Source organism: Nocardioides sp. NPDC101246 (genome assembly GCF_044767415.1).
In the GTDB taxonomy this organism is placed as follows: Bacteria; Actinomycetota; Actinomycetes; order Propionibacteriales; family Nocardioidaceae; genus Nocardioides.
This window is the reverse complement of sequence record NZ_JBIWNX010000015.1, coordinates 77,233-95,691: the sequence shown is the minus strand read 5'-3', so window position 1 is coordinate 95,691 and position 18,459 is coordinate 77,233. Positions and strand designations below refer to the sequence as shown.

Below are 18,459 nucleotides of genomic sequence, written 5' to 3'. Positions count from 1 at the left end.
CCTGTAGCCTATAGGCTCAGCGAAGAGGGGACGGGATGAACAGCTTCGACAGTCACGGGTGGCTCGACACCGCAGACGGACGAGTGGTGGTGCGCCGGATCGACGCGGTTCCGGGGGGCGAGCGCCTGCCGTTCTGTCACAAGATCGTGCTGGAGAACCTGCTGCGCCATGAGGACGGCGAGACGGTCACCGGCGATGACATCCGGGCGGTCGTCGACAGGTCCCGGCGTCCGCACGACATCGCCTTCCACCCCAGCCGGGTGTTCCTGCACGACACCAACGGAGTGCCGGTGCTGACCGACCTGGCGGCGCTGCGCGACGCGGTCGTCACGGCCGGTCACGCGGCCGAGCTGGTCGACACAGTGGTCCCCGCGCACCTCACCGTGGACCACTCGGTGGTGACCGACTACTTCGCCCGTCCCGACGCGCCGCGGCTCAACGTCGGACGTGAGTACGAGCGCAACGCAGAGCGCTATCGCTTCCTCAAATGGGGCAAGCAGGCGTTCGCGGGCCTGGAGGTCGTCCCGCCCGGGGCCGGGATCATGCACCAGGTCAACGTCGAGTTCCTGGCCGACGTGGTCACCGTCCGTGACGGCGTCGCCTTCCCGGACACGGTGGCCGGCACCGACTCGCACACCACCATGGTCAACGGGCTCTCGGTGCTGGCCTGGGGCGTCGGGGGCATCGAGGCCGAGGCGGCGATGCTGGGCCAGCCGGTCTCCATGCTGATCCCACCCGTGGTCGGGGTCGAGCTGGTCGGAGAGCTCCGCCCCGGAGTCACCGCGACCGACCTGGTCCTCACCCTGACCGAGCGGCTGCGCCGGCACGGAGTGGTGGGCAAGTTCGTCGAGTTCTTCGGTGAGGGCGCAAGCGCGACGAGCATCGCGACCCGGTGCACCATCGCCAACATGAGTCCGGAGTTCGGGTCGACCGCCGCGGTCTTCCCGATCGACCAGCTCACGCTCGACTACCTGCGTCTGACCGGACGGACCGCAGAGCACGTGGCCGTGGTCGAGGCGTACGCCAGGATGCAGGGTCTGTGGCACGACCCGTCCGTGGTGCCGGTCTTCGACGAGCGGATCCGGGTCGATCTCGACGAGATCCGGCCCAGTCTCGCCGGGCCCCGCCGGCCCCAGGACCGGCTCGACCTCGATCAGGCCCCTGGCTCGTTGACGCAGTTCCTGGGGGATCGGGCGCCGGCCGACGGACCGACCCACGGGCCGACCCACGGAGCCACGCACGGAGCGGTCGCGATCGCCTCGATCACCTCGTGCACCAACACCTCGAACCCGGCGGTGATGGTGGCCGCGGGGCTTCTCGCCCGCAACGCGGTCGAGCGCGGCCTGGTCGCCAAGCCATGGGTCAAGACGAGCCTGGCGCCGGGGTCCAAGGCGGTGACCGGATACCTGGAGCGAGCCGGTCTGGCTCCCTACCTGGACAAGCTCGGGTTCTCGGTCGTCGGCTACGGCTGCATGACCTGCATCGGCAATTCGGGCGATCTCGTGCCGGACCTCGCCGAGCGGGTGGAGTCCGAGGACCTCGTCGTCGCCTCGGTGCTCTCCGGCAACCGCAACTTCGACGGCCGGATCCACAACGAGGTCTCGCTCAACTACCTGGCCTCGCCGCCGCTCGTGGTGGCGTACGCCTTGGCCGGGACGGTCGCGCTGGACCTGACCCGGGAGCCGCTCGGCACCGACCGCGACGGGCAGCCGGTCCACCTGGCCGACATCTGGCCCAGCGACACGGAGATCGCCGCGACGGTCGAGGGGACCAACTCCCCGGACCTGTACGCCGACGTCTACCGGACGATCTTCGAGGGCGACGAGAACTGGCAGGCGCTCGACGCACCGGCGGAGGCGACCTTCCCGTGGGACGAGGAGTCCACCTACCTGCGCCGCCCGCCCTTCCTGGACGGAGCGCTGACCGAGCTGCCGCCGTTCCAGGACATCGATGGAGCTCGGGTGCTCGAGTACGTCGGCGACTCGGTCACCACCGACCACATCTGCCCCGCCGGCCGGATCCCCACGCAGAGCCCGGCCGGACGACACCTGCGGGGGCGCGGGGTCGCGCCCCGCGACCTGAACAGCTACGCCTCCCGCCGCGGGAACTGGCAGGTCATGCGGCTGGGTGGCTTCTCCAACCCCCGGCTCGACAACCGGCTCGTGCCGGACGGTCCCGGCGGACGTACGGCGGCCTTCACCGGCGGCGACGTCGAGCCGGTCGTGGACGAGGTCCATGCCGTCGCCGACCGCTACGCCGCGGGCGGCACCCCGCTGCTGGTGCTGGCCGGCGAGGAGTACGGAACCGGCTCGTCCAGGGACTGGGCCGCGAAGGTGACCTCGCTGCTGGGCGTGCGGTTCGTCCTCGCCGAGTCCTTCGAGCGGATCCACCGGTCCAACCTGGTGGGGATGGGCGTCCTGCCGCTGCAGTTCCTGCCGGGGGAGTCCGCCGACTCGTTCGGGCTCGACGGCACCGAGGTCTTCTCCGTCGAGGGGCTCGCCGGCCGGACCACCGCCCCGGAGACCGTCGAGGTCACCGCCACCGACGCGGCCGGTGGGACCACCACCTTCACCGTCACGGTGCGGCTCGACACCGCCCGCGAACAGACCTACCACCGCAGCGGCGGGCTGCTGCCGTACGTCCTTCGAGAGACCCTGCGCCGAACCGAGGAGAACCCTTCATGACCGACCGCCCCGGAACCTCCGACCTCTACGACATCCACCAGGAGTCGCTGGAGTCCTGCGACCTGCAGCTGCGCCAGCTCGGCGGCGTACGCCACTTCGAAGGACCGATCGCCACCTTCCGCGCCTTCGAGGACAACCTCGTGCTCAAGGAGATCGTCGCCGAACCCGGCGAGGGCCGGGTCATCGTCGTCGACACCGACGGCTCCACCCGCGTCGCGATGCTCGGCGACAACATGGCCGCACTCGCCGCCGAGAACGGCTGGGCAGGCATCGTCGTCAACGGCGCCGTCCGCGACATCGCCGCACTCGCCGAGCTCCCCATCGGCATCAAGGCCCTCGGCAGCAACCCACGGCGCAGCCGCAAGGACGGCGTCGGACGCCGAGATGTCGTCGTCACCTTCGGCGGCGCCGCCTTCACCCCTGGGTCCTACCTGGTCAGCGACGACGACGGGATCGTCGTCCTCCCAGCGGTCGAGCCCATGCTCTAGGTCACACCCAGCGGTCGCGTCCCGCGGTCTCGAGCAGGCGGAGCCAGATCTCGCTGATGGTCGGGTAGGCGGGGACCGCGTGCCACAGGCGGTCCAGCGGGACCTCGCCGACGATCGCGATGGTGGCGGCGTGCAGGAGCTCGGCGATGTCCGGGCCGACCGCGGTGAAGCCGACCAGGATCTTGCGCTGCTCGTCGATGACCATCCGAGCCTGACCGCGGTAGCCGTCCGCGTGCAGGGATGCGCCCGAGACCGAGCCGAGGTCGTAGTCGACGACGCCTACCTCGATGCCGGCCGCCTCGGCCGACTCGGCGGAGTGTCCGACGGCGACGACCTCGGGGTCGGTGAAGATCACCTGGGTCGTGGCGCGCTCGTCGGCGGTGGCGGCGTGACGCCCCCAGGTGCTCAGGTCGGGCTCCTCGCCGCGAGCGCGTGCCGCGATCAGATCGCCCAGCGCACGGGCCTGGTACTTCCCGTGGTGGGTCAGCAGCGCCCGATGGTTGACGTCACCAGCGGCATAGAGCCAGCCGTCCTCCAGCTGCCCGCTGTCGTCGACCACGGCCAGGGCGTCGTCGACCTTCAGCCAGCTGCCGGGCTCGAGACCGACGTGCTCGAGCCCGAGGTCCTTGGTGTTGGGAACCCGACCGGTGGCCACGAGGACCTCGTCCGCGGTCACCTCGGTGCCGTCGGAGAGAGTCACCCGCACCTCGCCGCCGTCATCACGCCGGACCTCGGTCGCGCCGGCGTCCAGGTGGAGCGTCACCCCGTACGTCCGGAGGGCATCTGCCACCTGCTCACCCGCGAACTCCTCGACGCTCGGCAGCAGCCGGGTGCGGGAGATCAGCGTCACCTGCGACCCGAGGGCGCTGAAGGCGGTCGCCATCTCGGCGCCGACCACCCCGCCGCCGATGATCGCCAGGCGGCCGGGGACCGACGTGGCGCCGGCGGCCTCGCGGTTCGTCCAGGGGCGGGCCTCGTCCAGGCCGGGGATCGGCGGGATGAGGGAGGAGCTGCCGGTGGAGACGACCACGGCCTGGCGTGCTTCGAGGTTCGTGGTCGTGCCGTCGGAGTCGGTGACCGTGACGGCGCGGGTGCCGGTGATGCGCCCGTGGCCGCGGACCAGCTTGATCCCGGCGCCCGTCAGCCACTCGACCTGGCCCGCGTCGTTCCAGTCGGAGGCGAAGCTGTTGCGCCGGGCGAACACGGCGGCGGGGTCGAGCGTGCCCGTGACCGCCTGGCCGGCGGCCGGGAGGGCGCGGGCGGCACGCAGCGCCGCCGCGTCGCGGAGCAACGCCTTCGTCGGCATGCAGGCCCAGTAGGAGCACTCGCCGCCGACCAGCTCGCTCTCGACGACGGCCACGCTCAGCCCGCCCTGCACCGCGCGGTCCGCGACGTTCTCCCCGGTGGGTCCGGCACCGATGACGATGACGTCGACGGTCAGTTCCTTGCTGGTGGTCGTCATGTCAGTCGACCTTACCCGCGCGCTGGCGCAGTCGGAGGGCAGAGATCAGGAAGAAGATTCCACCCAGCGTCGCGTAGCCCGCGAGGCCGGTGAGGGACGCCTTCGGGCCGGCGGCCATCAGGATGAAGCCGGTTCCGGCGAAGGTCGAGATCCCGCCGCTGAGGATCATCGCCCACTGGCCGCCGAGTCGGTAGCGGCGTACCGCGACGAACAGCTGGACCAGGCCGGCGGTGATCGCCCAGGCGCCCCATACCCGCAGGATTCCCGGGATCCCGGAGGTGGCGGCTACGGCGACGCCGACAGCGGTGAGCAGGCTGAGCGCCATGTTGGCGTAGAGCAGGACGCGCGGGCCGTTGGCGCCCGAGGTGCGGTGGTCGACGACGGCGGCCACCACGTCGAACAGCGGGTAGATCACCAGCAGCGCGATGCTCGCGGCGTTGAGCGTCGTCGCGGTGAGTGCGACCAGGACGGCCCAGACGATCGCGAACCCGAAGCGGAAGAAGTAGAGCTTCGGCAGTGCGCTGGTCGGGGCGCTCAGTGTGCCGGAGTGGCCGGTCTCGACGGAGGTGGACATGGGATCCCTTTCTCGGATCAAGCTGGGAGACAGAACGATCGTTCTACCTGAATCGAGAGTCTGCCCCAGCCGATTGACAAATGCAAGACCGATCGTTCTGTCTGCTACCGTCGAGACAACGAGAACGAGAGGAATGGCGGATGTCTGAGGCCCGGGATCGACTGCTCAGCACGGCGAGTCGGCTCTTCTACACCGAGGGTCTGCACTCGGTCGGAGTGGATCGCGTGATCGCCGAGGCGCAGGTCACTCGGGCAACGCTCTATCGACACTTCCGGAGCAAGGACGACCTCGTCGTGGCGTACCTGACGCAGGCCGACGAGGCGATCCGGGCGCGCGTGGACGCCGCCCGGTCAGAGGTCGAGGATCCCGACGATCTCATCCGGACCGTCGGCCGGTCGATCGCCGCGGACATCCAGGGCGAGGGGTTCCGGGGTTGCGCGTTCCTCAACGCCGCGGCCGAGTATCCGGACCCGGCGCACGTGGTCCATCAGGCGGTGCTCGAGCACCGGCATTGGTTCCTGGCCACGATGACCGAGCTCTTCGCGGCCACCGGGAAGCCCGACTCGGAGTTCGCCGGCCGCCACTTCGTCATGCTGCGAGACGGTGCGATGGCGGCCGGCTGTCTGACCGATCCGGCCCCGGTGGGCGAGACGTTCCTGCGAGGCCTCGAAGGACTTCTCACCTACCGGAGCAACCTGGGGTCAGCGCTCAGCTGACGCCGTTGTCGGCGAGGAACTCCTTGGCGACGGTGGCCGGGTCGGCCTTGTCGACCTGGACCTTGGCCAGTGCCTCGGTGAGGTTGGCGGTGGTCAGCGCCTCGGAGACCGCGTTGAGCGCCGTCTCGGCGTCGCTGCTGAGCGCCTCGGAGCGGATCAGCGGGACGACGTTCTGGGAGAGGAAGAGGTTCTCCGGGTCCTCCAGGCTGACCCATCCGTTGGTGGGGATCGCCGAGTCGGTGGAGAAGACGTTGGCGACGTCGATGTCGCCCTTGGCCAGCGCGCCGGTCGTCAGCGGGCCGCCGGCGTCGAGCGGCTTGAACTCCTTGAACGTGACCCCGTAGACCTCCTCGAGGCCGACGAGGCCCTGGTGGCGCTCCTTGAACTCGGGGGCGCCACCGAGCGAGAGGTCCTTCGCGACCGGAGCCAGGTCCTCGATGCTCGTCAGGGAGTACTTCTCGGCGGTCTCCTTGGAGACGGTGAGGGTGTCCTTGTCCTCGGCCTCCGACTGCGGCAGGGTCTCGCTGCCCTCGGGCAGGACGTCCTGGAGCGCCTCGTAGACGTCCTCGGGAGCGGAGATGTCCTCCGGGACACCGTCGGGCGTCAGGTAGGCCAGCAGGGCGCCGTTGTACTCCGGCAGCAGGTCGATGTCGCCGCTCTTGAAGGCCTCCATGTAGACCTCGCGGGACCCGATGTTGGGCTTGGTCTCGACCTTGACGCCCTCGGCCTCGAGAGCCTGGGCGTACATCTCCATGAGCAGCTCGCTCTCGGGGAAGTTGGCCGAGCCGACGACGATCGTGCCGCCGCCCGAGTCGGAGTCCGATCCGGAGTCGAGCGGGTCACCGCCGCAGGCGGTCAGGGTGCCTGCCACGGCGAGCGTCGCGAACAGGTACGCGGTGGTGCGGATTCGGCGGGACATTGAGATACCTCTCGGTTGCTGGATTGATCAGCCGGCGGGTTCGGGTTGGGGTTCGGGGCGGACGGTGGTCGGACGGTCTCGGGCGCCGCGGCCGTCGACGCCGGGCGAGACGAGGAGCCGCTGCGCACCGGCGAGTGCCAGGTCGACCGCCACGGCGAGCATCGCGATCACGATCGCGCCGGCGACCACCTGGTCGTACTGGAGCGTGGCCAGCCCGTCGAAGAGATAGCGACCGAGGCCGCCGAGACCGACGTACGCGGCGATGGTCGCGGTCGAGACCACCTGGAGCGACGCGTTGCGCAGGCCGCCGATGATGATCGGCAGCGCGATCGGGACCTCGACGCGCCAGGCGATCTGGGCCTCGGTCATGCCGACACCTCGTGCCGCGTCGACGGTCTCGTCGGCGACGGACTGGATGCCGGCGTACGTCGTGGCGAGTATGGGTGGGATGGCGAGCACGACCAGAGCGATCGTGACCGGGACCAGGCCGATCCCGACCAGGCCGAGCGCGAGCATGAGCACACCGAGGGTCGGCAGCGCGCGGCCGGCGTTGCCGAGGTTGATGGCGACCAGTGCGCCGCGGCCGGTGTGGCCGATCAGCAGGCCGATCGGGAACGCGATCACTGCGGCGATGGCCAGGGCGAGGACGGTGTAGCCGAGGTGTTCGAGGATGCGCTGGGGGAAGCCGTCGGGGCTGGTCAGCGACCAGTTGGCGGCGTCGAGCAGGTAGTCGAGACTCATCGGGCACCCGCTCGCGCCCACGGGGTGAGCCCGCGCTGGAGGGCGACGATGAGGACGTCGGCGATGACCGCGAGGGCGACCGAGAGGACCAGCCCGATGATGATCGGCGGCAGGTAGAAGCCGAGCTGGAACCCTCGGGTGAAGAGCTGCCCGAGGCCGCCGATGCCGATCAGGGCCGCGATGCTGACCATGCTCACGTTGGCCACGGTCGCCACCCGCAGACCCGTCAGGATCACCGGCATCGCCAGCGGCAGCTGGACGGTGAACCAGCGGCGTAGGGGCCGATAGCCCATCGCGGTCGCGGCCTGCAGGACGGTGGTGTCGACCGCATCGAGACCGTCGGCGGTCGTACGGACGAGCAGGGCGAGCGAGTAGAGGGTGAGCGCGATGACCACGTTGATCGGATCGAGGACGCTGGTGCCGAGGATGCCCGGGAGCAGCAGGAGCAGGGCCAGCGACGGGACGGTGTAGATCACGCTGCCTGCGGTGAGCGCGATGTGGCGCGCCGGGACGTAGCGATGGACCAGGGCGCCCAGCGGCAGGGCCAGGACGAAGGCGATCGCCACCGGCAGCAGTGCGAGCCAGATGTGTTGCACGAGCGCGGTGAGAACGTCGTCACCGTTGGTCTCGAGATACCGCCATAGGTCATTCACCCGGAGGCCTCCGAGCTGGACAGTGCCGCCAGCCGCTCGCGCTGCTGAGAACGTACGCTGCCGGCCAGGTCCTCGAGTAGGACCAGTCCGTCGGCGCGACCCTCGGCGTCGACCCGGATCGCGGCGCCGGCGGGCGAGAGGATGACCAGGTCGGTGACCGTACGCAGGTTGGCGCCGTCGCTGAAGGTGCCCTCGGTCGGGAGGAGCCCGTCGGAACCGCGCCAGCCCAGCGGTCGGCCGTCGTGGTCGACCTCGAGGGTGAGCCCGTCGACGCCGTGGTCGATCGGTGTGAGCGCGACCGAGCTCCCGTCGGCGAAACCGAGGCCCCGGAAGCCGCGGTCGCGACCGACGAGCGAGGCGACGAAGTCGTCGGCAGGGGCGGCCAGGAGATCGGCGGGCGGGGCGAACTGGGCCAGGCGGGCGCGTTGGGCGAAGACGGCGACCTTGTCGCCGAGCCGGATCGCCTCGTCGATGTCGTGGGTGACCAGGACGATCGTCTTGCCGAGCTCGCCCTGGAGCCGGAGCAGCTCCTGCTGGAGGTCGTCGCGTACGACCGGGTCGACGGCCGAGAACGGCTCGTCCATGAGCAGCACCGGCGGGTCGGCCGCGAGCGCCCGGGCGACGCCGACGCGCTGCTGCTGTCCCCCCGAGAGCTGGGCCGGGTAGCGCTCGCCGAGGTCGGCCGCGAGCCCGACGCGCTCGAGCAGGTCGAGGGCGCTCGTGCGGGCCTCCCGGCGGGAGATGCCCTGCAGGATCGGGACGGTCGCGACGTTGTCGAGGACCGTGCGGTGCGGGAAGAGCCCGGCGCCCTGGATCACGTAGCCGATCTCGCGCCGCAGCTGTGCCTCGGGACGGCTGGTGACGTCGTCACCGTCGATCAGGATCCGGCCGGAGCTCGGCTCGATCATCCGGTTGATCATCCGCAGCGCGGTCGTCTTGCCACATCCCGACGGCCCGACGAGCACGGTGATCTGCCCGGTGTCGACCGTCAGAGAGAGGTCGTCCACCGCAACGGTGCCGTCCGGATAGCGCTTGGTCACGCCCTCGAACTCGATCACAGCCACCGCTCCTGTCTGTCGTTCTTCACCTGCGGACGCCGTTGCACAAGATCATCAGCCTGCCAGATCAGCGGATGGAACCGAAGATGTTAAACAGAAAAGGAAAGTCGGTCTCGGTGTCCGATCCTCGCTCCTCGATGCCTGAAATGTGCCACATCTCCCCCGGCCTGTCGGTCAACCGGGGACCCGACGCCCGAGATGTCGCCGCGTCCGCGCCGGGGTCGCTCAGTCCTCGAGCGGGCGCAGCTCGTCGGCGTAGGAGACCGAGACGCGGCGCATCACGCCGTCGTCGCTGATCGCGTACTGCCCCATCCGCCACAGCGGCGGCGAGTACGCGTGGATCGAGGCGGAGCCGTCGACCGCACCGCTCATCCGGTGGATGTGGTCGGGCCCGAACCCGAAGCTGCGGCCCGCGCCGATCTCGCGCTGCACGGGCTCACCGCCGAACCTCGGCTGCAGCTCGAAGACCGACCCGTGGGTCACCGCGACCGCGCCCGAAGAGATGTCGTGGTCGTGCCAGCCGGTGTCGTCGACGGTGTTCCAGCACAGCAGCCACACGTCGATGTCCTTGTCCCGGTAGAGCGAGACGTAGTGACGCCCGTCGGTGTCGTGGCGCAGCAGGTGCTCCCACCGCTCGGGGTGCGTGGCGAGCTCGTCGACCCAGGCGCGCAGCTCGCCGGGAGTGAGTGTACGTCCCGGCAGCTCGGGCAGGTCCGGGGCGCAAAGGACCGAGTCCATGGTCGGTTCGGTGATGGTCATCGGTCTCCTCCGGTGAGTAGATGGTGCGGGTTGTTGACGAAGATCGCCCGGCTCAGGGCATCGCCGAGGCCGGGATCGGTCGGCTCCGCGTAGGGCCGGTCCGACCCGCTGACGAGCGGGTCGACGCCGACCACGCGCGACATCGCGTCGATCGCCTGGGTGCCGTAGGACGAGGTCTCGTAGTAGACGTGCCGGTCGATCGCGCCGAGGTTCCCGCCACGTTGCGCGAGGCGCTCGTGGTGGAGCGGCGCGAGTCCGGCCAGCCCCACGAACGCGATCCGCAGGGTCGGCAGCAGCGACCTCCCCGCGACGTGCCAGGAGTGCCATGCGGCGCTCTGCTGGGCGACGTACGAGGTCAGGGCGGGCCACCACGACGGCAGGTCCGCTGCGGTGGGGTCGGCGGCCGGACCCGGGTGCACGAGGACGGGCAGGTCGGCCTGCTGGGCGGTCGCGAGCACCGGCGCGAGGGCCTCGAGTGCGGCCGGGGTCGCCAGCGCGGTCGCCGGCACCTGGAGGCCGTGGACGCGGTCGTGCGCCAGGGTCTTCGCGAGGCCGTCGAGGTCCGGTTCGACGAGGGCCGGCGCGGCCCACAGCCCGTAGTCTGCGGGCAGGTCGTCTGCGAAGCGATGCCAGGCGTCGAGAAGTCCGTGCGCCTCGACCGGGGCGAGCGACTCGATCCCGAGCGGGCTGGAGAGCGACAGCAGGACGAGCCCGTCCTCCTGGGCGGCGCGACGGGTGAGATCGTGATCTGCGGGATCGACCGAGTACGGCGGCTCCCCGTCGAGGTGGAGCACCCAGCCGTCGAGGTACGGAGGCTGCCGCCGGCGGCGCAGCTCCTCGACCAACCCCGGCGGCCACAGGTGCTGGTGGACGTCGACCGTGGGTTTCATGGGTTAAGTCAATAGGTTTAGTTGTGATTAAGCAAGCCTGCCGCGGTGAGGCACCATGGCGGGATGACCGACACGAACACCCAGATCCTGCTCCGTGCCCGCCCGATCGGTGAGCCGACCGCCGAGGACTTCACGATCGCCACCTCCGAGGTGCCGACGCCTGCGGACGGCGAGGTGCTGCTGCGTACGAGGTTCCTCTCGCTCGACCCCTACATGCGCGGGCGGATGAGCGATGCGCCGTCGTACGCCGCGCCGACCGCCCTGGGCGACGTGCTGCCCGGCGCCACGGTCGCCGAGGTCGTGGAGTCGCGGGATCCGTCGCGGCAGGTGGGCGACGTCGTGCTGGCGTACGGAGGCTGGCAGGCGTTCTCCGTCGCGCCGGCCAAGCACACCCGCCGCCTCGATCCGTCCGTCGCGCCGGTCTCCACCGCCCTGGGCGTGCTGGGAATGCCGGGGTTCACGGCGTACGCGGGGCTGACCCAGATCGGGCAGCCCAAGCCCGGCGAGACCGTCGTCGTGGCGGCTGCGACCGGTCCCGTCGGCGCCACGGTCGGACAGATCGCGAAGATCCTCGGCTGCCGCGCCGTGGGAATCGCCGGTGGGCCGGAGAAGGTCGCGCATCTGACCGAGCTCGGCTTCGACGCTGCCCTCGACCACCGGGCGCCCGACTTCAAGGAGCAGCTGAAGGCGGCGGTCCCCGACGGGATCGACGTCTACTTCGAGAACGTCGGCGGGCACGTGTGGAACGCCGTGCTGCCGCGGCTGAACAAGTTCGCCCGGGTGCCGGTCTGCGGGATCGTCGCGCACTACAACGACACCGCCGCGCCCGAGGGGCCCGACCGGGCGCCCGGCCTGATGCGGCAGGTGCTCAACAAGTCGCTGCTGATCAGGGGTTTCATCCAGACCGAGTTCGTCCGTGACCACGAGGCGACCTTCCTCGCCGAGGCGACCGGCTGGCTCGCCGAGGGCAAGCTGCGCTACCGCGAGGACATCACGGATGGGCTCGAGAACGCGCCCGCCGCGTTCAACCGGATGCTCCGGGGTCAGAACTTCGGCAAGACGGTGATCAAGGTCGGCTGACCCGGCTCACTCGCCGGCCGTGGGCTCCGTGACGGTTTCGTCGGGGGCCTCGGCCTCGGCGTCCTCCTTGACCGGGTCGGGGAGGTCGGTGAAAGTCGGGTCCTCGGAGTCGGCGAGGCCCACGACGTACTCAGTGGCGAGCGCCGGTTCGGGGACAGTTTCGCCAAAGTTATCGGCGCATGCCTTCAGGACCGCCTTGTAGAGCTCGCTGTCCGCCTCGAGGGTGGGGTACGCGGAGACCGTTGCGTCCTCGCACCGGCTCGCGACGGTGGGCACCGGCTCCGGCTCCTCGGTGGTCGGGGGATCCGTGGGCGTCGGAGTCGGGGTGGGCGTAGGCGTGGGCGTCGGGCTCTCGGTCTCGCCACCCGACGAGTTGTCGTCGGAGTCGGAGTCGCCCGTGGGGTTGCCGGTGGGGGACGGCGACTTGCTCGGCGCCGGACTCTCGACCGGATCCTTGGCCGGCGTCTTGACCGGCGCGGCCTTGGTCTCCGACTTGGTCATCGGCTTGACGGTGTTCGACGTGCGCGGGAGGGCGGAGGCGGTGGGTCTCATCGTGGAGGTGGACTCACCATCCACGCTCGGCGAGCCGGGGAACTCGCCACTGCGGTACTGCTCCGCGATCTTCAGCACTGCCTCGACGTACGTATCGCTCTGGTTGTAGCGGTAGACCGCGGACTGGGCGCCGGAGTCGGTGCTGACGTCCTCGGTGCCGGCACACAGGAACGCCGCCGTGGAGACGGCGGCGTCGTCGATGTCCTGGGGGTCTCGGCGGTTGTCGCCGTCACCGTCGGCACCCGCGAAGGTCCAGGTGGAGGGGATGAACTGCATCGGGCCGACAGCGTGGTCGTAGACCGTGTCGTGGTCGTAGAGGCCGTTGTCGGTGTCGTGGATCGCGGCGTAGTTGCCGGCGCCGTTGAGCTGCGGGCCGATGATCGCGGGGAGGGCGAGGCCGTTGGAGTTGAGCTCGCTGCCGCCGAAGCGGCCGTGGTTGCTCTCGACCATGCCGATCGCGGCGACCAGCGCCCAGTCGATGCGGCAGGAGGCGTCGGCGTCGTTGAGCACGGTGGCCGAGCGCTGGTACGCAGCCAGGGCGACCGGCGGGATGGACAGCTCCTCGGCGTTGGCGGCCAGCCTCACGGCGTCGGTCGGGGTCAGGTTCTTCACGCCACCCAGACCGCCGGAGATGCCGAGGGGGTCCTGAAGAGCGCCCGGATCGGGCAGCTCAGGCTGCTGATGACCGGTGTCGAGGCTTCCCTCGTTCGGAGCCAGGACCGCGAAGGCAGCGGTCAGTGCGACGGCGGCAACGGCCCGAGGCCCGATGCTGGTCAGCGCCGCAGTGCTGATGCTCTTGGCCCAGAATTTTCGGGATGCTTTGGTCATGCCGGTCTCACCTCTTCCACGCGTGGGGTACGTGTCCGTCCCCTGAGCCTACCCAGGTATTCCATTTCTGCGCCGTGCAATTAAAAATCCCCTCACCTTGGTGATGAACGGCCACGGTCGGGCCACCTGACGTTGGGCTGGTGTTCCCCGGTACGCCGCCTGGTCTCACCTTGCGCCTGTCACCGTGGTCGACATGACTGAACGGACTCGTCTGTGGATGGTTCCGCTGGTCGCGGCCGCGGGTTGGGGCATCGGTTTCCTGCCCCAGCTCGTCCAGCCGCAGCCGCTGCTGCTCGCCCCGATGGTCGCCGAGCTGGTCTCGTTCGCGCTGCTGGCGGCCGCGCTCGGTGGGCTCGCCGCGGGGCTGCGCCCGGACCGCCGGCTGCTCAGTGCCGTGCTCGCCGGCACCGGTGTCGTGGCCGCGGCATTCCTGGGGCTGACCTTCGCTGCCGGACCGGTGGCGAACGACCCGTCGATGCTGACCCATCTGATCGCCATCGCCGCGATCACGACGGTCGCCGGCCTCGCGGCCGGGATCGCGGCGAGCCTCGGGCCGTGCGTGCTGCGGGCGCCGATGCTGGCCGCGCCGGCCGTCTGCGTACCTCTCTGGCTCGACGGGATGCTCCCCGGAGAGCTGCCGTCGTCGGTCATCGACGCGCTGTTGGCGGCTGCCCTGGTGACCGTGCTCGTGACCTCCGTACGCCGCGCCGTCGATGTCGTCGCCTGGGTGCCCGCCTGGATCCTGGGCTGGGCGATGCAGACGCTGCTGACGGTGCTGGTCGCCATCGGCGTACTCATCCAGGAGGGCCGTTCGGTCGACGCCGGCCTGCTCTCCTCGCACCTGGTCTACTTCCACGAGCGCTGGAACGAACCTGCGGTGCACTACCCCGCCGGCTGGGCGCTGGCCGGCGTCCTGGCACTGGCGTTGGTGGCGTGGAGGCTGCGTGACACCCTTCGGGTGTGAAAGATAGGACTCTGGGCACTCTCATCACCGGAGGCACCCGCGGGATCGGTGCCGCCGTCGCTCGACGGCTCGCTGCTGACGGCCACCCGCTCGTGCTCGGATATCTGTCCGACGAAGCTGCTGCTGTCGCGACGCGCGAGGAGATCAGAGCGCTCGGGGTCTCGTGCGAGATCGTGGCTGCGGACATCACCACCGACGCCGGGATCGCCGCGCTCTTCGAGGCCGCCGGCCCGCTCACGGGCGTGGTCAACAACGCCGGCGCGACCTACCGCTACGCACCCCTCGTCGACACTCCCGCGGACGAGATCCGCAGGACGTACGCCGTCAACCTGCTCGGTCCCACGCTCGTCGCCCGGGCAGCGGTGTCGGCGCTTTCCGAGGGTGGCGTGATCGTCAACATCTCCTCGGGTGCCGCCACGCTCGGATCACCGGGTGAGTACGTCCACTACGCCGCCGCCAAGGCCGGGATCGACGCGCTCACCAAGGGCCTCGGGCTCGAGGTCGCCCCGCTCGGCATCCGGGTCGTCGCGGTCGCCCCCGGGCTCACCGAGACCGACATGCACGCCAACACCGGCGACCCCGGCCGGATCGCGCGGATGGCGCCGCAGATCCCGATCGGCCGCGCGGGCTCGCCCGACGAGGTCGCCGAGGCGGTCGCCTGGCTGATGAGCGACAAGGCCTCCTACGTCACCGCGACCACGCTGCGGGTGACCGGCGGGCGGTGATGTCACAGCCGGGCGGCGTACGTCGTCCTGGTTGGCATGAACATCATCTTGTGGATCGTGACGATCTTTCTCGCTGCCGGTTTCCTGGCCGGTGGTCTGGCGATGCTGCTGCTGTCGAAGGAGCGGTTCCGCAACACGTTCGACGGGTGGCGCTACGCCGACGACTTCCCCGACGGCTTCCTCAAGGTCATCGGCGTGATGAAGCTGCTGGCCGCCGCCGGGCTGATCCTGCCCGCCGTGACCGGGGTCGCGACGTGGCTGGTGCCGCTCGCCGCGCTCGGGCTGGTGCTGATCATGACCGGCGCGGCGACCACTCGCATCATCCGCCGGGAGTGGGGCGCCTTCTACGGTGATCTCGTCTTCTGGGGGCTGGCGGCGTTCGTCGCGTTCGGTCGACTGGAGGTCATGCCGATCTAGGCGTGGGCGGTGATGTGGTCGCGGACGGCGGCCGCGAACCGCTCCGGGTCGGTCGCGTTGGCCACGTGACCGGCCTCCGTCCACACCTCCACCGTCGCGGGCGGCCCCCCCCCCGCCCCCCCCGCCCCCCCCGGGGGGGGGGGGGGGGGGGGGGGGGCCCCGCCCCCCCCCCCCCCCCCCCCCCCCCGGCGCGCCCCCCCCCCCCCGGCCCCCGCGCTGCCGCCCTGGTGGCGTCGTGGACGCGGGTGCGGCCGCCGATCAGCGCGAGCACGGGAACCTTCACACCGGTGAGGTCGTCGTCGGTGAGCCCTGCCGGCGGTGGCAGCCGTAGCCGGTACGTCTCGGTGCCCGTCATGCTCAGCACGGTGTCCGGGTCGTCCGGGGTGGACGGGCCGAGCCCGATGAGGGTGTCGAGCATCCGGCGGCGGAGGGAGACGGGCAGCGCTGTGATCGAGGAGCCGATCGCGAGCGCCAGGAACGTCGCGCTGAGACGGGCGAAGACGCTCGGCGGGTCGATGACGGTCAGCGAACGGAACCGCTCGGGGGAGCGTACGGCGGTCTGAAGGCCGAGCCAGCCGCCCAGGCTGATGCCGATCACGTGCGCGCCCTCGGGCGCGAGCGTCTCGAGCGCCTCGGTGAACCAGGTCGTCGTGTCCTCGGCGTTCTTGATCGGCCGGGTCTGCCGGCTGGCCCCGGGCTGCCCGATCGGCTCGATCGCGACCACGGGGTGGCCGAGCGCCGTCAGATCGGCGAGATGGAGCGACCACATCGGGGTCGCGGCACCGCTGCCGGGCAGCAGCACGAGCGGGACGCCGTCGGCGGTGTCGCCGAACCAGTAGGCGCGCACGCGGCCGTAGCTCGTCCCGACCTCCTGCACCCGAGCCGGTGGCAGCTTCTCGAACGCCCTCGCGTACGCCTTCTGGAACCGATCGAACCCAGCCTGGTCCAGGAAATGGCCCAGGTCCCGCGGCCCGCCGACGTTCTGGTCTCCGAGATCCATGTGTCTCCTCCGAACGGGATCGTGTCCGCGAGACGATGCCAGAGGACGTACGTCGCTGGTACCGCATTACCTGCTGGCCGCGTGGTTGGTGACTTTTCTCGCTCGTGTCGCGCCATGCGGCTGGTCCGATGGCTCACAATCTCCTCATGAGGCCCCAGGTGGTCGCGCATCGCGGCGCCAGTCATGAGATCGCGGAGCACACCCTCGCTGCGTATGTCGCAGCCCTGGACGCGGGTGCGGACGCCTTGGAGTGCGACGTACGTCTGACCATGGACGGTCATCTCGTCTGCGTGCACGACCGGCACCTGCGCCGGATCGGCGCGCGCGGGCTGGTCTCGGAGATGACCCTCGCCGAGCTGCAGGCGATCGACTTCGCGGCCTGGAAGAACGGGTTCTGGGACGGTGAGGACGAGCCGCCGGACCGGGACATGCGAGGCGTGCTCACGCTGCACCGGCTGCTGCGGGTCGTGCGGGACTACGGCCGACACGTCGAGATGGCGATCGAGACCAAGCACCCCACGCGCTACGGCGGGCTGACCGAGGGCCGGCTGGTCGACGTGCTCAACGACTTCGGCTGGGCGGGCCCGGGCAGCCCGGTGCGGGTGATGAGCTTCTCCTTCACGGCACTGCAGCGGGTGGAGCGGCTGGCACCGGGCGTACCTCTGGTCCAGCTCATCGACCGCGCCGCGAACTGGTCGCTCCTCCGGCACGCGATCGGCCCGGACTGGTGGCTCGGAGCGGGCATCGAGATGCTCACCGCCCACCCGAAGCTCGCGCGGCGGTTGGCGTCGAAGGGCCGCAACCTCCACGTCTACACCGTCAACACCGAGGAGCAGCTCAAGCTCTGCCTCGACCTCGGGGTCAAGGCGGTCATCACCGACCGCCCGGGGTTCATGCTGGAGCTGCTCGGCCGCTGAGCCCGGCCAGGGGGCCGGCAGGTTAGGGTTTGGCCGTGGCCAAGAAGTCCCGAGTCAAGAACCGTCAGGCGGCTGCGGCCCCGACGGACGGTCCCAACCCGCGTGCGGCCTGCCCGTGCGGGTCCGGCAAGCGCTACAAGGCGTGCCACGGTGCCGCCGGCGGCGCGTTCGTGGGGCGCCCGTTCGAGGGCCTTCCCGGCGAGTGCGACCTGGTCGCGCTGCGTGAGCTGGTGCCCTCGGCGACGGTGTCGCTGACGGTGAAGGGCTTCGAGTCGACCCCCGTCACGCTGGGCACCCTGCTGCCCGGCGCCGCGCCGGCGATGTCGCGCGACTCGGGCGAGGTCTGGGCCGGGCTGCAGGTGCAGCACAACTACGGCGACGTGTCGCGCGACATCGCCGCGGCGCTGCTCCAGGCGCTGGAGAGCCGTGCCGCGGGCGAGTCCGGCATCTTCGGTCTGACCAGCGCGCCCGGTCCCGGCCCGCGGCTGCAGGACCTGGTGACCGACTCGTCGCTGGACGTCAACGTCCACGAGGGCTTCGACTGGTGGCTCGCTGACGTCGAGGACAAGGGCGACTTCGAGCACGCCCTCGAGCACGCCAACGAGTCGGTGCTGCCGACCGAGCGACTGACCTCGGTCGAGGCCGCGTACTGGACCTCGGTGGGCGCCAAGGAGCACCTGCGCTGGGTGATGCCCGAGCCCGAGGACGCCCTGCTGACCGCGCTCGCGCGGCTGCACGTGACCGGCGAGGACGTGATCGTCCCCGACGCGCGTTTCGTCGGCATGTTCCGTGCCCACGGCCTGCTCGCCCCCGTCTGGGACCTGCCGGTCGGCACCGGCGCCGAGGCGCTCGAGGAGCCGGCGGTGGCGTTCAAGAAGCTGCTCGACGAGGCCCTCGCCGACGACTCCGAGATCACCCCCGAGGTGCGTTCGGCTCGCGCCGGGCTCGCGAACCGTCAGGTCACCATCCGCTGAGGGTGGATGCTGACCGAGTTACCTCGGTCAGCACTCACCTCCTTCGTGGAGCTCCGTG

19 protein-coding genes and 1 pseudogene are annotated in these 18,459 nt (G+C 70.7%); 10 read left to right on the top strand and 10 right to left on the bottom strand.

Annotation, left to right across the window (positions count from 1 at the left end):
• Positions 1-35: 35 nt before the first annotated feature.
• Together acnA and rraA are read left to right on the top strand one after the other, a co-directional pair.
• Positions 36-2,684 (top strand): aconitate hydratase AcnA, encoded by a 2,649-nt coding sequence (acnA, locus tag ACIRON_RS24640; RefSeq protein WP_402996413.1) that lies wholly within the window; start codon positions 36-38, stop codon positions 2,682-2,684.
• Positions 2,681-3,172, top strand: coding sequence for a ribonuclease E activity regulator RraA (gene rraA, locus ACIRON_RS24635; protein WP_402996411.1), 492 nt, complete (start codon positions 2,681-2,683; stop codon positions 3,170-3,172). The genes acnA and rraA overlap by 4 nt, the downstream gene beginning before the upstream one ends.
• Before the next feature lies 1 nt (position 3,173).
• On the opposite strand, the gene ACIRON_RS24630 is transcribed toward rraA, so the two are convergent.
• Together ACIRON_RS24630 and ACIRON_RS24625 are read right to left on the bottom strand one after the other, a co-directional pair.
• Positions 3,174-4,634 carry a dihydrolipoyl dehydrogenase family protein gene (locus ACIRON_RS24630; RefSeq protein ID WP_402996410.1) on the bottom strand — a complete coding sequence of 487 codons (1,461 nt, stop codon included), beginning with the start codon at positions 4,632-4,634 and terminating at the stop codon, positions 3,174-3,176.
• Between the two features lies 1 nt (position 4,635).
• On the bottom strand, positions 4,636-5,208 hold the full coding sequence (locus tag ACIRON_RS24625; protein WP_402996408.1) for a hypothetical protein: 573 nt from the start codon (positions 5,206-5,208) through the stop codon (positions 4,636-4,638).
• A gap of 140 nt (positions 5,209-5,348) precedes the next feature.
• On the opposite strand from ACIRON_RS24625, the gene ACIRON_RS24620 reads away from it, so the two are divergent.
• A complete protein-coding gene (locus tag ACIRON_RS24620; RefSeq protein WP_402996406.1) occupies positions 5,349-5,924 on the top strand; it encodes a TetR/AcrR family transcriptional regulator in 576 nt (191 codons plus the stop codon).
• On the opposite strand, the gene ACIRON_RS24615 is transcribed toward ACIRON_RS24620, so the two are convergent.
• The 6 genes from ACIRON_RS24615 to ACIRON_RS24590 all read right to left on the bottom strand — a co-directional run bounded on the left by ACIRON_RS24615 (position 5,917) and on the right by ACIRON_RS24590 (position 10,944).
• Positions 5,917-6,843, bottom strand: a complete 927-nt coding sequence (locus ACIRON_RS24615; protein ID WP_402996404.1) for an ABC transporter substrate-binding protein — start codon at positions 6,841-6,843, stop codon at positions 5,917-5,919. The genes ACIRON_RS24620 and ACIRON_RS24615 overlap by 8 nt on opposite strands.
• Positions 6,844-6,870: 27 nt before the next feature.
• Positions 6,871-7,584 carry an ABC transporter permease gene (locus tag ACIRON_RS24610; protein ID WP_402996402.1) on the bottom strand — a complete coding sequence of 238 codons (714 nt, stop codon included), beginning with the start codon at positions 7,582-7,584 and terminating at the stop codon, positions 6,871-6,873.
• On the bottom strand, positions 7,581-8,237 hold the full coding sequence (locus ACIRON_RS24605) for an ABC transporter permease (protein ID WP_402996400.1): 657 nt from the start codon (positions 8,235-8,237) through the stop codon (positions 7,581-7,583). Before ACIRON_RS24605 ends, ACIRON_RS24610 begins: the two co-directional genes overlap by 4 nt.
• Positions 8,234-9,295: an ABC transporter ATP-binding protein gene (locus ACIRON_RS24600; protein ID WP_402996398.1), complete on the bottom strand. Its 1,062-nt coding sequence runs from the start codon at positions 9,293-9,295 to the stop codon at positions 8,234-8,236. Before ACIRON_RS24600 ends, ACIRON_RS24605 begins: the two co-directional genes overlap by 4 nt.
• Before the next feature lie 225 nt (positions 9,296-9,520).
• Entirely contained in the window at positions 9,521-10,054 is a 534-nt protein-coding gene (locus ACIRON_RS24595) for a cysteine dioxygenase (RefSeq protein ID WP_402996396.1), read from the bottom strand.
• Positions 10,051-10,944 (bottom strand): amidohydrolase, encoded by an 894-nt coding sequence (locus ACIRON_RS24590; protein ID WP_402996394.1) that lies wholly within the window; start codon positions 10,942-10,944, stop codon positions 10,051-10,053. The genes ACIRON_RS24595 and ACIRON_RS24590 overlap by 4 nt, the downstream gene beginning before the upstream one ends.
• Positions 10,945-11,007: 63 nt before the next feature.
• Between ACIRON_RS24590 and ACIRON_RS24585 the strand changes: the two genes are divergently transcribed.
• The gene (locus tag ACIRON_RS24585; protein ID WP_402996392.1) at positions 11,008-12,024 is read left to right on the top strand and encodes an NADP-dependent oxidoreductase; all 1,017 of its coding nucleotides are present in this window, start codon (positions 11,008-11,010) and stop codon (positions 12,022-12,024) included.
• Positions 12,025-12,030: 6 nt separating this feature from the next.
• Here ACIRON_RS24585 and ACIRON_RS24580 read toward each other — a convergent pair whose 3' ends face one another.
• Positions 12,031-13,404, bottom strand: a complete 1,374-nt coding sequence (locus tag ACIRON_RS24580) for a lytic transglycosylase domain-containing protein (RefSeq protein ID WP_402996390.1) — start codon at positions 13,402-13,404, stop codon at positions 12,031-12,033.
• 193 nt (positions 13,405-13,597) lie between these two features.
• On the opposite strand from ACIRON_RS24580, the gene ACIRON_RS24575 reads away from it, so the two are divergent.
• From ACIRON_RS24575 to ACIRON_RS24560, 4 genes are all read left to right on the top strand, one after another.
• Positions 13,598-14,368 (top strand): hypothetical protein, encoded by a 771-nt coding sequence (locus ACIRON_RS24575; RefSeq protein WP_402996388.1) that lies wholly within the window; start codon positions 13,598-13,600, stop codon positions 14,366-14,368.
• Positions 14,365-15,093: an SDR family NAD(P)-dependent oxidoreductase gene (locus ACIRON_RS24570; protein WP_402996386.1), complete on the top strand. Its 729-nt coding sequence runs from the start codon at positions 14,365-14,367 to the stop codon at positions 15,091-15,093. Before ACIRON_RS24575 ends, ACIRON_RS24570 begins: the two co-directional genes overlap by 4 nt.
• Before the next feature lie 36 nt (positions 15,094-15,129).
• Positions 15,130-15,510: a DoxX family protein gene (locus tag ACIRON_RS24565; RefSeq protein WP_402996384.1), complete on the top strand. Its 381-nt coding sequence runs from the start codon at positions 15,130-15,132 to the stop codon at positions 15,508-15,510.
• Positions 15,511-15,812: 302 nt separating this feature from the next.
• Positions 15,813-16,073 carry a hypothetical protein gene (locus ACIRON_RS24560; RefSeq protein WP_402996528.1) on the top strand — a complete coding sequence of 87 codons (261 nt, stop codon included), beginning with the start codon at positions 15,813-15,815 and terminating at the stop codon, positions 16,071-16,073.
• On the opposite strand, the pseudogene ACIRON_RS24555 reads toward ACIRON_RS24560, so the two are convergent.
• A pseudogene (locus ACIRON_RS24555) lies at positions 16,064-16,279 on the bottom strand (alpha/beta fold hydrolase); the annotation flags it as partial. The gene ACIRON_RS24560 and the pseudogene ACIRON_RS24555 overlap by 10 nt on opposite strands.
• A gap of 377 nt (positions 16,280-16,656) precedes the next feature.
• Between ACIRON_RS24555 and ACIRON_RS24550 the strand changes: the two are divergent.
• Both ACIRON_RS24550 and ACIRON_RS24545 read left to right on the top strand, forming a co-directional pair.
• A complete protein-coding gene (locus ACIRON_RS24550; protein ID WP_256328485.1) occupies positions 16,657-17,427 on the top strand; it encodes a glycerophosphodiester phosphodiesterase family protein in 771 nt (256 codons plus the stop codon).
• A gap of 35 nt (positions 17,428-17,462) precedes the next feature.
• Positions 17,463-18,401 carry a DUF5926 family protein gene (locus ACIRON_RS24545; protein ID WP_402996382.1) on the top strand — a complete coding sequence of 313 codons (939 nt, stop codon included), beginning with the start codon at positions 17,463-17,465 and terminating at the stop codon, positions 18,399-18,401.
• Positions 18,402-18,459 lie beyond the last annotated feature (58 nt).

Bases quoted from the DNA above. Each gene is read 5' to 3' on its own strand.
- ACIRON_RS24595 (WP_402996396.1), bottom strand. From the start codon at position 10,054: ATGACCATCACCGAACCGACCATGGACTCGGTCCTTTGCGCCCCGGAC.
- acnA (WP_402996413.1), top strand. From the start codon at position 36: ATGAACAGCTTCGACAGTCACGGGTGGCTCGACACCGCAGACGGACGA.
- ACIRON_RS24610 (WP_402996402.1), bottom strand. From the start codon at position 7,584: ATGAGTCTCGACTACCTGCTCGACGCCGCCAACTGGTCGCTGACCAGC.
- ACIRON_RS24580 (WP_402996390.1), bottom strand. From the start codon at position 13,404: ATGACCAAAGCATCCCGAAAATTCTGGGCCAAGAGCATCAGCACTGCG.
- ACIRON_RS24615 (WP_402996404.1), bottom strand. From the start codon at position 6,843: ATGTCCCGCCGAATCCGCACCACCGCGTACCTGTTCGCGACGCTCGCC.
- ACIRON_RS24550 (WP_256328485.1), top strand. From the start codon at position 16,657: ATGAGGCCCCAGGTGGTCGCGCATCGCGGCGCCAGTCATGAGATCGCG.
- ACIRON_RS24625 (WP_402996408.1), bottom strand. From the start codon at position 5,208: ATGTCCACCTCCGTCGAGACCGGCCACTCCGGCACACTGAGCGCCCCG.
- ACIRON_RS24585 (WP_402996392.1), top strand. From the start codon at position 11,008: ATGACCGACACGAACACCCAGATCCTGCTCCGTGCCCGCCCGATCGGT.
- ACIRON_RS24590 (WP_402996394.1), bottom strand. From the start codon at position 10,944: ATGAAACCCACGGTCGACGTCCACCAGCACCTGTGGCCGCCGGGGTTG.
- ACIRON_RS24630 (WP_402996410.1), bottom strand. From the start codon at position 4,634: ATGACGACCACCAGCAAGGAACTGACCGTCGACGTCATCGTCATCGGT.
- ACIRON_RS24575 (WP_402996388.1), top strand. From the start codon at position 13,598: ATGACTGAACGGACTCGTCTGTGGATGGTTCCGCTGGTCGCGGCCGCG.
- ACIRON_RS24565 (WP_402996384.1), top strand. From the start codon at position 15,130: ATGAACATCATCTTGTGGATCGTGACGATCTTTCTCGCTGCCGGTTTC.
- rraA (WP_402996411.1), top strand. From the start codon at position 2,681: ATGACCGACCGCCCCGGAACCTCCGACCTCTACGACATCCACCAGGAG.
- ACIRON_RS24620 (WP_402996406.1), top strand. From the start codon at position 5,349: ATGTCTGAGGCCCGGGATCGACTGCTCAGCACGGCGAGTCGGCTCTTC.